This window comes from Pseudomonas sp. P110(2024), from assembly GCF_057480795.1.
The window spans coordinates 220,912-232,851 of the sequence record NZ_JBLIYT010000001.1; the positions used below are offsets into that span (position 1 = coordinate 220,912).

Here is an 11,940-nt window from a genome sequence, read left to right on the forward strand (position 1 = left end):
TGCGTGCTGCCCCTTGCCCGATCAGGCGTCGGGGGCGGCCTTGGCCTGCGGCTCGCTGTTCTCGTAGATGAGCAGCGGCTGCGACGAGCCTTCGATGACGCTTTCGTCGATCACCACCTTGCTGACATCCTTCTGCGAAGGGATCTCGTACATGGTGTCGAGCAGCACGCCTTCGAGGATCGAACGCAGGCCACGGGCGCCGGTTTTGCGCTCCAGTGCCTTGCGCGCGACGGCCTTGAGTGCATCGCTGCGGAACTCGAGGTCGACGTCTTCCATCTCGAACAACTTGGCGTACTGTTTGGTCAGCGCGTTCTTCGGCTCGGTGAGGATCTGCATCAGCGCAGCCTCGTCCAGCTCGTCCAGGGTCGCGAGCACCGGCAGGCGGCCGACGAACTCCGGAATCAGGCCGAACTTGACCAGATCGTCCGGCTCGACCTCACGCAGCGACTCACCGACCTTCTTGCCCTCTTCCTTGCTGCGTACTTCGGCACTGAAGCCGATGCCGCCTTTGGTCGAGCGGTTCTGGATGACCTTTTCCAGGCCCGAGAAGGCGCCTCCGCAGATGAACAGGATATTGCGGGTATCGACCTGCAGGAACTCCTGTTGCGGGTGCTTGCGGCCCCCTTGCGGCGGCACGGAGGCCACGGTGCCTTCGATCAGCTTCAGCAGCGCCTGCTGCACGCCCTCGCCCGAAACGTCACGGGTGATGGACGGGTTGTCCGACTTGCGCGAGATCTTGTCGATCTCGTCGATGTAGACAATGCCCATCTGGGCCTTTTCCACATCGTAGTCGCACTTCTGCAGCAGCTTCTGAATGATGTTCTCGACGTCCTCACCGACATAACCAGCTTCAGTCAGGGTGGTGGCGTCGGCAATGGTGAACGGCACGTTCAACAGGCGCGCGAGCGTCTCGGCGAGCAGCGTCTTGCCCGAGCCGGTCGGCCCGATCAGCAGAATGTTGCTTTTGCCCAGTTCGACTTCGTCGCCTTTCTTGTCACGCTGGTTCAGGCGCTTGTAGTGGTTATACACCGCTACTGCCAGGACCTTTTTCGCGCGCTCCTGACCAATCACGTACTGGTCCAGGATGCCGCTGATTTCTTTCGGCGAGGGTAACTTGTGCGCGTTGCTCTCGGCCTGGGCTTCCTGCACCTCCTCACGGATGATGTCATTGCACAGGTCGACGCACTCGTCGCAGATAAATACCGAGGGGCCGGCAATCAATTTACGCACTTCATGCTGGCTTTTGCCGCAGAAGGAGCAGTAGAGCAATTTGCCGTTGTCCTCGCCGTTACGGGTGTCAGTCATTCGATCGATCCAATCCGGTAGGCTTGAAACACAAGATGAAGGCAATCGCTGGCTTTTTCAAGTCCGCGCTCGGGCGCAATCCGCGCCCGAACGCTCTGGCGCATTGCTTCAGGATGCCAGTTGCCGCTTGTCGTAGACCGAGTCGATCAGGCCGTACTCGGCCGCGCGCGCGGCGCTCATGAAGTTATCGCGCTCGGTGTCGCGCTTGATGGTCTCGAGGTCCTGACCGGTGTGATGGGCCAGCAACTCGTTCAGGCGCGCCTTGATGTTGAGGATTTCCTGGGCGTGGATCTCGATGTCGGTCGCCTGGCCCTGGAAGCCGCCCAACGGCTGGTGAATCATTACGCGCGAGTTGGGCAGGCAGTGGCGCTTGCCGGCGGCACCGGCCGCGAGCAGGAAAGCACCCATGCTGCAGGCCTGGCCGATGCAGATGGTCGAGACATCCGGCTTGATGAACTGCATGGTGTCGTAGATCGACATGCCGGCAGTTACCGAGCCGCCCGGGGAGTTGATATAGAGATGGATATCCTTGTCCGGGTTTTCCGCCTCAAGGAACAGCAGCTGCGCCACCACCAGGTTGGCCATGTAGTCTTCTACGGGGCCAACCAGGAAGATCACGCGCTCCTTCAGGAGGCGCGAATAGATGTCGTAGGCGCGTTCGCCACGGGCGGACTGCTCGATAACCATCGGGACCAGGCCGCCTGCGGCCTGGATGTCAGAGCTCTGCTGAATATAAGAATTGCGGGACATGTCCTGCACTCACTCCCAAATAGTCATGGCTTGAATACGCACAAGCCAGCGCGAAGGCTGGCTTGTGGGGGTTTCCTACGAGAGTAGCCTGTTACTCAGCGTCGGCAGCAGCCTGTGCTGGCTTGACGGCTTCTTCGTACGAGACCGATTTGTCAGTCACAGTCGCTTTCTGCAGGACAGTATCTACAACTTGCTCTTCCAGCACAACCGAACGGACTTCGTTCAGTTGCTGGTCGTTCTTGTAGTACCAGGCGATGACCTGCTCAGGCTCCTGGTAGGCCGAGGCCATCTCTTCGATGACTTCGCGAACCTTGGCTTCGTCCGGCTTCAGGTCGAACTGCTTGACCACTTCGGCGACGATCAGGCCCAGCACGACACGGCGCTTGGCTTGCTCTTCGAACAGTTCGGCTGGCAGTTGGTCAGGCTTGATGTTACCACCGAACTGCTGGACGGCCTGCACGCGCAGACGATTGACTTCGTTTTCCAGCAGGGCCTTAGGCACGTCGACCGGGTTGGCGGCCAGCAGACCGTCCATGACCTGGTTCTTGACCTTGGCCTTGATGGCCTGGCGCAGTTCACGCTCCATGTTCTTGCGAACTTCGGCGCGGAAACCTTCCAGGGTCGATTCCTTGATGCCGAACTGGGCGAAGAAGGCTTCGTTCAGCTCAGGCAGCACAGGGGCGGAAACGCTGTTGACAGTGATGGTGAACTCGGCGGCCTTGCCGGCCAGATCCAGGTTCTGGTAGTCCTCTGGGAAGGTCACGCTGACCACGCGCTCTTCACCGGCCTTGGCGCCAACCAGGCCTTCTTCGAAGCCCGGGATCATGCGGCCGGAACCCAGCACCAGCTGGGTGCCCTTGGCCGAACCGCCGGCGAAGGCTTCGCCGTCGATCTTGCCAACGAAATCGATGTTGACCTGGTCATCGTTGGCAGCAGCGCGCTCGACGGCCTCGAAACGGGTGTTCTGCTTGCGCAGGACTTCCAGCATGTTGTCCAGGTCGGCGTCAGCCACTTCGGCGCTCAGGCGCTCGACGGCGATCGACTCGAAACCGGCAACGGTGAATTCAGGGAAGACTTCGAAGATGGCGACGAACTCGAGGTCCTTGCCTTTCTCGAACGATTTCGGCTCTACGGCAGGGGCGCCAGCCGGGTTCAGCTTCTGCTCGACAATGGCTTCGTAGAAGGAAGCCTGGACCAGGTCACCGAAAGCCTCTTGACGGGCATCGGCTTCGAAACGCTGGCGGATCACGCTCATCGGCACCTTGCCCGGACGGAAGCCGGCAACCTTGGCGCGCTTGGCAGTCTGCTGCAGACGCTTGTTGACTTCGTTCTCGACGCGCTCGGCCGGAACGGCGATGGTCATGCGGCGCTCGAGAGCGGAAGTGTTTTCAACAGAAACTTGCATGGATATTCCTCGTTGCACAGACGTTAGCCGGCGATAGCCCGACTCCAGAATCAAGGGCAAACATTCTAGTGACTCATCAAGCAGAAGTCACCCCACCCGGATTGTCGGCGAGCCGCGCCGGTCGATTTCCTTGAAAGGCCCGCCCGCCTTGGCGTCGAGCCTGTTTCATTCACGGCCGCGCAGGCCCTTGTGGCCCGCACGGTTGTAAAACCTTGTCAAACAAACAACAGCCAGAAAGATCGTCCGGCTTACTGCGGATCGAGGTCGTTGAACTGGCAGTATTCTTCCCAGGCCATGCCCAGCGCCTCGGCCACCTCGCGATGAGTCTCCAGGCGCATGGCCTGCAGTTGTTCCGGCGACTCGGCGATCAGTTGCAAGGCATACTCCCAGGGCTCGACGCCCTGCTCCTGCGCCGCATCCTCGAACGCCCACTCGATCTGCTGGGCCTGCTCGCGGGCATCCAACTCGCGGATCTCCTCGAGCAGTTGCGGATTGGCCTCGGCGAAACGTTGCAGCGCCAGGGCCTGGCGCGCTTCTTTTGCAATCATCTGCGCTATTCCTCTGCCGGCATCTCGGCCAGCCCTTCAACCGGCTGAAATCTATCAGCTTTTATTGCTCCGCCACCAGTAGCCACAAGGCCCGTACGGCAGAAACGAAAAAGGCGCCCGATCATCCGATGCGGGCGCCTTCTTCAAATATGGGGTGGACGATGGGAATCGAACCCACGACAACCGGAATCACAATCCGGCGCTCTACCAACTGAGCTACGCCCACCATAATGCAGTGTTGCGGTACAGCCTTACAGAAACATGGTGCGGACGAAGAGACTCGAACTCTTACAGCTTGCGCCGCTGGAACCTAAATCCAGTGTGTCTACCAATTTCACCACGTCCGCATGAAACTCAAAAACAAAGGCGCCGGATCATTCAATCGAGGCGCCCCTGCAGAATCTGGGGTGGACGATGGGAATCGAACCCACGACAACCGGAATCACAATCCGGCGCTCTACCAACTGAGCTACGCCCACCATATTGCGGTACTGCTTACTTGCCCAGGCCTTAATGGCGCACCCGGCAGGACTCGAACCTGCGACCATCCGCTTAGAAGGCGGATGCTCTATCCAGCTGAGCTACGGGCGCTTAAGCTTACAGTCCAGCCGAACAAACGAACCGCTTATTCTGCCCGACTTTGCCAACCCGTGCCAGGCAGTGCCCGACAAGTGCGGCGAATCTTATAGGCGACCCTGCAGGTCGTCAACACCTTTCGCAAAAAAATTTAAATTATTGAAGGGGTTAGGGGATTTGCCCGACCACTCGCCTTTGCCCTTGGGCCGTGTCGTGCGAGAATGCGCGCTTCTTATATATGTTCCCTTCTCGATGGTTAATCACGCGTCTATGACTGCACACCTAATCGATGGCAAGGCGATCGCCGCCAACCTGCGCCAGCAGATCGCCCAACGTGTCGCCGAGCGCCGCCAGCAGGGCCTGCGCACGCCTGGCCTGGCGGTGATCCTGGTCGGTACCGACCCGGCCTCCCAAGTCTATGTCTCGCACAAGCGCAAGGACTGTGAAGAGGTCGGTTTCATCTCCCAGGCATTCGACCTGCCCAGCGAGACCACGCAGCAAGCCCTGACCGACCTGATCGATCGCCTCAACGATGACCCGGCCGTCGACGGTATCCTGCTGCAGCTGCCGCTGCCCGAGCACCTGGACGCCTCCCTGCTGCTCGAGCGCATCCGCCCGGACAAGGACGTGGACGGTTTCCACCCCTACAACATCGGCCGTCTGGCCCAGCGCATCCCGCTGCTGCGCCCGTGCACGCCGAAGGGCATCATGACCTTGCTGGAGAGCACCGGCCAGGACCTGTACGGCATGAACGCGGTGATCGTCGGCGCATCCAACATCGTCGGCCGGCCAATGGCCATGGAGCTGCTGCTGGCCGGCTGCACCGTCACCGTCTGCCACCGCTTCACCAAGGACCTGGCCGGCCACGTCGGCCGCGCCGACCTGGTGGTGGTCGCCGCCGGCAAGCCGGGCCTGGTCAAGGGTGAATGGGTCAAGGAAGGCGCCATCGTCATCGACGTCGGCATCAACCGCCAGGACGACGGCAAGCTGGTCGGCGACGTGGTCTACGAGACCGCCCTGCCCCGCGCCGGCTGGATCACCCCGGTGCCGGGCGGCGTAGGCCCGATGACCCGCGCCTGCCTGCTGGAGAACACCCTGTATGCGGCTGAAGAGCTGCACAAGTAGGTTGTTCCGGCAATGACGCAACGGCGCCTCTCGAGGCGCCGTTTTCGTTTGAATGCCCGTCTCCACGGAGCCGCAGCCGATTCGGCTGGCAACCCATCCATTTCAGCTGGACCGGCTGCCCACCTCTCACGCTTCAGCCGGGATTGCCTCGCGATCCCCCTGACAATGGTCACACAGCCCACCCGTGGATGCGTGCCCAATGCAAACAACAAATACCGTCCTCATGATTCGCCCGGCGCGGTTCGCCTTCAACCCCGACACCGCCGCCAACAACCGCTTCCAGCAGGCGCCGTCGGACCCTCAGGCCGCCAGCGAAAAGGCCCTGGAAGAATTCGACGGCTACGTCGACACCCTGCGCCAGCATGGCGTCGATGTGCTGGTGGTGCAGGACACCCCTGAACCTCACACCCCCGACTCGATCTTCCCCAACAACTGGTGGAGCAGCCACGCCGACGGTAGCCTGGTGCTGTACCCGATGGAGGGCGAGAACCGCCGCCTGGAGCGCAGCAAGGGCGTGCTGGGCGTGCTGCGGGAGCGCTTCGCCATCCAGCGCACCATCGACCTGAGCCCGCTGGAACAGCAGAATCTGTTCCTCGAGGGTACCGGCAGCATGGTCCTGGACCGCGAACACCGCATCAGCTACGCCTGTCACTCCGGGCGCACCCACGAACACGCCCTGCGCCAGTTCGCCGAGCGCCTGGACTATCGCCTGTGCCTGTTCCACGCCGTGGACCGCCACCAGGCGCCGATCTACCACAGCAACGTAATGATGAACGTCGGCCGCCAGCTCGCCGTGGCCTGCCTCGACGCCCTGCCCCACCACGATGAACGCCGTGCCCTGGAGCATTCGCTGCGCGATACCGGCAAGCAGGTGCTGGCGCTGAACTTCGACCAGCTGGAGAACTTCGCCGGCAACATGCTTGAAGTCCACGACCGTGACGGCCGCTCCCTGCTGGTGATGTCTCGCAGCGCCTGGAATGCGCTCGACGCCGCCCAGCGCCGCCAGGTCGAGCGGCACAGCCATCCACTGGTGGTGAACATCGACCATATCGAACGCATCGGCGGCGGCAGCGCGCGCTGCATGCTCGCCGAAGTCCACCTGCCCTCGCGTCACTGACTCGACAAGGAAAATCATCATGACCCGCTACATCGACGTGCACGACCTCGCCCACCTGGTCAACCGCAAGGGATTGCCCACCTGCCTGGCCGAGATGGCCGAGTACATCCGCCAGGACTACCTGCGCTGGCATGACTTCGAGAAATGCCCGCGCCTGGCCAACCACTCGGCGGACGGGGTGATCGAGCTGATGCCGGTATCCGACGCCAACCTGTACGCCTTCAAGTACGTCAACGGCCACCCGAAGAACACCCATGACGGCCTGCTGACGGTCATGGCCTTCGGCGCCCTGGGCGATGTCGACACCGGCGCGCCGGTGCTGCTCAGCGAGATGACCCTGACCACCGCCATCCGCACCGCCGCCACCTCGGCCCTGGCCGCCCGCTACCTGGCGCGTCCGGACAGCAAGCGCATGGCGCTGATCGGCAACGGCTCGCAGAGCGAGTTCCAGGCCATCGCCTTCCATGCCTTGCTCGGCATCGAGGAAATCCGCCTGTTCGACATCGACCACAAGGCCTCGGCGAAACTCGCGGCCAACCTGGCCGGTTTCCCGCAACTGAAGCTGATCATCGCCAACAGCGTGGCCGAGGCGGTGCGCGGCGCCGACATCGTCACCACGGTCACCGCCGACAAGGCCTACGCCACCATCCTAACCCCGCAGATGATCGAGCCGGGCATGCACCTCAATGCCGTGGGCGGCGACTGCCCGGGCAAGACCGAGCTGCACCGCGACATCGTCGAGCGGGCGCGGGTGATCGTCGAGTACGAACCGCAGAGCCGGATCGAGGGCGAGATCCAGCAGATGCCAGCGGACTCGCCGACCACCGAGTTCTGGCAGGTGGTCGAGGGGATCGCCGCCGGGCGCGAGAACGCCGCGCAGGTAACGCTGTTCGACTCGGTCGGCTTCGCCCTGGAGGACTACTCGGCGCTGCGCTATGTGCTGGATGTGGCCAGGGCGCTGGACATCGGGCGCGACATCGCGCTGGTGCCGCAGTTGGAGAACCCGAAGGACCTGTTTGCCCTGCTGCAGCCGAAAGTGGCGCAACGCAAAGCCAGCGCCGCCTGACCGGCTATACGCAACCCTGTGGGAGCGGCCTTGCCGAGGCGTCGGACCGGTCGGAAAGGGCTGCGCAGCGGCCCCAGGGTTTGAGCTACGCAGCCGATATTGCCGGGGCCGCTCTGCGGCCCTTTCCGACCGGTCCGACGCCTCGGCAAGGCCGCTCCAGGGCCCGCGTAAACAGCGACCGACAAGCATGGCAGCCTCTCGGCCTGACAGAAACCGCTGTCGCACTTCCATAAAACTTTGTCGCAGCAGCCGATTCGGCTGCAGAAAGAAACTTTACAGCCGAATCCGGCAGCCCATGCGCAGGCAAACGACACAAAAAACCTGTCTATCTCGCGCATTCTGAGCCCGACCCATGAGTCACCGACGGACCTACACGCGCTAATCGCCCTACTACCAATAACAACACCCAGGGACCAAAGACCATGCCCTCCATGCGAAAACGCCTCGGCGTGCTGCTGTTCTCGTTGTGCGCCACCACCCTCACCCAGGCCAAGGAGTGGACCGAGATCCGCTTCGGTGTCTTCCCCGAATACCCACCGTTCGAATCCGTCGCCGCCGATGGCAGCCTGCAAGGCTTCGACATCGACCTGGGCAATGCCATCTGCGCCAAGCTGCAGGTCAAGTGCACCTGGGTGCACAACGAATTCGACGGCATGATCCCCGCCCTGCGCGCGCGCAAGTTCGACGCCATCATGTCGTCCATGGCCGTGACCCCGGCGCGGCTGAAACAGATCGATTTCAGCAACCGCCTGTTCCTCAGCCCCACCTCGGTGATCGTGCGCAAGTCGGCCGACTTCGGCGACAGCGCCGAATCGCTCAAGGGCAAACAGGTCGGCGTGCTCCAGGGCTCGCTGCAGGAGGCCTACGCCCGCGCCGTGCTGGCGCCGCTGGGCGCGCAGGTCAAGGCCTACCAGAGCCAGGACCAGAACTACGCCGACCTGCTCAACGGCCGGCTCGACGCCACCGTCACCGACAAGCTCGAAGCCCAGTTGAACTTCCTCTCCAAGCCCGAGGGCGCCGACTTCAGGAGCGGTCCGGCGATCAAGGACCCGACCTTGCCGCTGGATATCGCCATGGGCCTGCGCAAGACCGACCCCGAGCTCAAGGCCCTGCTCGACAAGGGCATCGCCATGATCCACGCCGACGGCACCTACGCCGAGATCCAGAAGAAATACGTCGGCAACCTGGACATCTACAACGAGTGACCCGGCAGGCCGCCCCTCCCTGTGGGAGTGGGGCGGCCCCGCGATAGCCTCCCCGCGAGACCCCTCTCATGCACGACTTCCTCACAAGCGGCCTGCAAGGCTTCGGCCCGCTGCTGGCCCAAGGCACCTGGATGACCGTCAAGCTGGCCTTGCTGTCACTGGCGTTGAGCCTCGCGCTCGGCCTGATCGGCGCCAGCGCCAAGCTGTCACGGTCCCGGCTGCTGCGCTTGCCGGCCACCCTCTACACCACGCTGATCCGCAGCGTCCCCGACCTGGTGCTGATCCTGCTGATCTTCTACAGCATGCAGATCTGGCTCAACGACCTGACCGAGGCGCTGGGCTGGGACTATGTCGAGATCGATCCGTTCGGCGCCGGGGTCATCACCCTGGGCTTCATCTACGGCGCGTACTTCACCGAGAACTTTCGCGGCGCCATCCTCAGCGTGCCCGCCGGCCAGCTGGAGGCCGCCACCGCCTACGGCCTGAGCCGGGCGCAGCGGTTTCGGCTGGTGCTGTTCCCGCAACTGATGCGCTTCGCCCTGCCGGGGCTGGGCAACAACTGGCTGGTGCTGCTCAAGTCCACCGCGCTGGTGTCGATCATCGGCCTGGCCGACCTGGTCAAGGCCGCGCAGAACGCCGGCAAGAGCACCAACGACGTGTTGTTCTTCCTGTGCCTGGCGGGCCTGGTGTACCTGGTCATCACCACCTTGTCCAACCGCCTGCTCAAGCACCTGGAGCGGCGCTACAACATCGGCATCAAGGAGCTGGCGCGATGATCGAACTCCTTCAGGAATACGGCCTTGCTTACCTGTACCACGATGGCAGCGGCCTGTCGGGCCTGGCCATGACCCTCTGGCTGTTCCTGGCCAGCATGGTGCTGGGCTTCGCCCTGTCGCTGCCGCTGGCCCTGGCACGCACCTCACGCCACGCCTACCTGCGCCTGCCGGTGCAGCTGTACACCTTCGTGTTCCGCGGCACGCCGCTCTATATCCAGCTGCTGATCTGCTATACCGGGCTCTACGGCCTGCAAGTGGTGCGCGAGCATGCGCTGCTCGACCAGTTTTTCCGCAATGCGCTCAACTGCACCCTGCTGGCGTTCGTGCTCAACACCTGCGCCTACACCGTGGAGATCTTCGCCGGGGCCATCCGCAACCTGCCCGCCGGCGAATTGGAAGCGGCCCAGGCCTACGGTCTGCGCGGCTGGAGGCTCAACCTGTTCCTGGTCCTGCCGGCGGCCCTGCGCCGTTCGCTGCCGGCCTACAGCAACGAGTTGATCCTGATGCTGCACGCCACCTCGCTGGCCTTCACCGCCACCGTCGCCGACATCCTCAAGGTGGCCCGCGACGCCAACGCCGCGACCTTCCTGACCTTCCAGGCCTTCGGGGTCGCCGCCCTGCTGTACATGCTGCTGTCCTTCGCCCTGGTCGGCCTGTTCCGCGTGGCCGAACGTCGCTGGATGCGCTTCCTTGACCCTGCACGAGGCTGAACCCATGACCGCTACCGCACTGCCACTCACCACCTTCGAACAGGCCCCCAAGGTACGTGCCCATGCCGGCACCCTCAAGCTCAGCGTCGACGGCCTGCACAAGCACTACGGCGAGCACCAGGTGCTCAAGGGCGTCTCGCTGCAGGCGCGCAAGGGCGACGTGATCAGCCTGATCGGCGCCAGCGGCTCGGGCAAGAGCACCTTCCTGCGCTGCATCAATTTCCTCGAAAAGCCCAACGCCGGCAGCATCACCCTCGACGGCCAGACCCTCGACCTGAGCAAGGGCACTCCGCCAGCGGCCCAGTTGCAGAACCTGCGCACGCGCCTGGCCATGGTGTTCCAGCATTTCAACCTGTGGAGCCACCTGACGGTGCTGGAGAACATCTGCCTGGCGCCGCGCAAGGTGCTGGGCATCAGCGCCGGCGAAGCCGAGGCGCGGGCGCGCAAGTACCTGGACAAGGTCGGCCTGCCGGCCCGCGCCGCCGACCAGTACCCGGCGTTTCTCTCCGGCGGCCAGCAACAGCGCGTGGCCATCGCCCGGGCGCTGGCCATGGAGCCGGAGATCATCCTGTTCGACGAGCCCACCTCGGCGCTGGACCCCGAGCTGGTCGGCGAAGTGCTCAAGGTGATACAGACGCTCGCCGAGGAAGGACGTACCATGCTCATGGTCACCCATGAAATGGGGTTCGCCCGCCAGGTGTCGAGCCAGGTGCTGTTCCTGCACCAGGGCCTGGTCGAGGAAAGCGGCAGCGCCGAGATCCTCGACCGGCCACAGAGCGAGCGCCTGCGGCAGTTCCTCTCCAATCGTCTGAAGTGAAGTCACGCCGCCTATGGATAACAAGGCCATCACCCCCGCAGCTACACCGCTGGATCGCATCGACGAAGCGATCATCGACGTGCTGCGACACCAAGGAAGGATCACCTACGAGAAGCTCTCCACCCTCGTGCACCTGACCCCCAGGCCCTGCCTGGAACGGGTGCGCAAGCTGGAGCGGCGCGGGGTGATCCGCGGTTACGGGGCAATCATCGACCTGCAGCAGGTCTCCCCCGGGTTGTCGTTGCTGGTGCTGGTGGCCTTGTCCAACCAGAGCGGGCGCTCGGCGCAACGTGCCTTCGAAGCCACCGTGCGCGCCTGCCCGCAGGTCTACGAGTGCCAGCTGATCAGCGGGCACTTCGACTACAGCCTGCGTATGCGCTGCCGCGACATGGAGCACTACCGGGTGCTGACCGAGACCTGGATGAACAACGACGAGCTGCATATCGACAAGCTCGTGGCCCATCCGGAGCTGGCGGCGGTGAAGAGCACGGCGCCGCAGGCGTGAACAGGCACGGCCCCTGCAGGAATGGGTTAGTCCGT

12 protein-coding genes and 4 tRNA genes are annotated in these 11,940 nt (G+C 63.4%); 8 read left to right on the top strand and 8 right to left on the bottom strand.

What is annotated here, in order from left to right:
• Nucleotides 1–21: 21 nt before the first annotated feature.
• From clpX to AC25ND_RS01095, 8 genes are all read right to left on the bottom strand, one after another.
• Nucleotides 22–1,305 carry an ATP-dependent Clp protease ATP-binding subunit ClpX gene (gene clpX, locus AC25ND_RS01060; protein ID WP_028692635.1) on the bottom strand — a complete coding sequence of 428 codons (1,284 nt, stop codon included), beginning with the start codon at nucleotides 1,303–1,305 and terminating at the stop codon, nucleotides 22–24.
• A gap of 108 nt (nucleotides 1,306–1,413) precedes the next feature.
• Nucleotides 1,414–2,055, bottom strand: a complete 642-nt coding sequence (gene clpP, locus AC25ND_RS01065; protein WP_043213484.1) for an ATP-dependent Clp endopeptidase proteolytic subunit ClpP — start codon at nucleotides 2,053–2,055, stop codon at nucleotides 1,414–1,416.
• A 91-nt stretch (nucleotides 2,056–2,146) separates the two neighbouring features.
• Nucleotides 2,147–3,460, bottom strand: coding sequence for a trigger factor (tig, locus tag AC25ND_RS01070; protein WP_028692637.1), 1,314 nt, complete (start codon nucleotides 3,458–3,460; stop codon nucleotides 2,147–2,149).
• Between the two features lie 248 nt (nucleotides 3,461–3,708).
• Nucleotides 3,709–4,008, bottom strand: a complete 300-nt coding sequence (locus AC25ND_RS01075; RefSeq protein ID WP_028692638.1) for a DUF6388 family protein — start codon at nucleotides 4,006–4,008, stop codon at nucleotides 3,709–3,711.
• 150 nt (nucleotides 4,009–4,158) lie between these two features.
• Nucleotides 4,159–4,234: transfer RNA gene (locus tag AC25ND_RS01080), tRNA-His, on the bottom strand.
• A gap of 36 nt (nucleotides 4,235–4,270) precedes the next feature.
• A tRNA-Leu gene (locus AC25ND_RS01085) sits at nucleotides 4,271–4,355 on the bottom strand.
• Between the two features lie 56 nt (nucleotides 4,356–4,411).
• Nucleotides 4,412–4,487: transfer RNA gene (locus AC25ND_RS01090), tRNA-His, on the bottom strand.
• Nucleotides 4,488–4,522: 35 nt separating this feature from the next.
• Nucleotides 4,523–4,599: transfer RNA gene (locus AC25ND_RS01095), tRNA-Arg, on the bottom strand.
• A gap of 255 nt (nucleotides 4,600–4,854) precedes the next feature.
• On the opposite strand from AC25ND_RS01095, the gene folD reads away from it, so the two are divergent.
• From folD to AC25ND_RS01135, 8 genes are all read left to right on the top strand, one after another.
• A complete protein-coding gene (gene folD, locus AC25ND_RS01100) occupies nucleotides 4,855–5,709 on the top strand; it encodes a bifunctional methylenetetrahydrofolate dehydrogenase/methenyltetrahydrofolate cyclohydrolase FolD (protein WP_028692666.1) in 855 nt (284 codons plus the stop codon).
• Nucleotides 5,710–5,908: 199 nt separating this feature from the next.
• Entirely contained in the window at nucleotides 5,909–6,826 is a 918-nt protein-coding gene (gene ctlX, locus AC25ND_RS01105; protein WP_028692667.1) for a citrulline utilization hydrolase CtlX, read from the top strand.
• Between the two features lie 19 nt (nucleotides 6,827–6,845).
• The gene (locus AC25ND_RS01110; protein WP_186597366.1) at nucleotides 6,846–7,892 is read left to right on the top strand and encodes an ornithine cyclodeaminase; all 1,047 of its coding nucleotides are present in this window, start codon (nucleotides 6,846–6,848) and stop codon (nucleotides 7,890–7,892) included.
• A 422-nt stretch (nucleotides 7,893–8,314) separates the two neighbouring features.
• A complete protein-coding gene (locus AC25ND_RS01115) occupies nucleotides 8,315–9,097 on the top strand; it encodes an ABC transporter substrate-binding protein (protein ID WP_420917110.1) in 783 nt (260 codons plus the stop codon).
• Between the two features lie 68 nt (nucleotides 9,098–9,165).
• Nucleotides 9,166–9,873, top strand: a complete 708-nt coding sequence (locus tag AC25ND_RS01120; protein ID WP_028692670.1) for an ABC transporter permease — start codon at nucleotides 9,166–9,168, stop codon at nucleotides 9,871–9,873.
• Nucleotides 9,870–10,583 carry an ABC transporter permease gene (locus AC25ND_RS01125; RefSeq protein ID WP_028692671.1) on the top strand — a complete coding sequence of 238 codons (714 nt, stop codon included), beginning with the start codon at nucleotides 9,870–9,872 and terminating at the stop codon, nucleotides 10,581–10,583. Before AC25ND_RS01120 ends, AC25ND_RS01125 begins: the two co-directional genes overlap by 4 nt.
• Before the next feature lie 4 nt (nucleotides 10,584–10,587).
• The gene (locus tag AC25ND_RS01130; protein WP_238348164.1) at nucleotides 10,588–11,400 is read left to right on the top strand and encodes an ABC transporter ATP-binding protein; all 813 of its coding nucleotides are present in this window, start codon (nucleotides 10,588–10,590) and stop codon (nucleotides 11,398–11,400) included.
• A 13-nt stretch (nucleotides 11,401–11,413) separates the two neighbouring features.
• A complete protein-coding gene (locus AC25ND_RS01135) occupies nucleotides 11,414–11,905 on the top strand; it encodes an Lrp/AsnC family transcriptional regulator (protein WP_028692673.1) in 492 nt (163 codons plus the stop codon).
• Nucleotides 11,906–11,940: the final 35 nt, after the last annotated feature.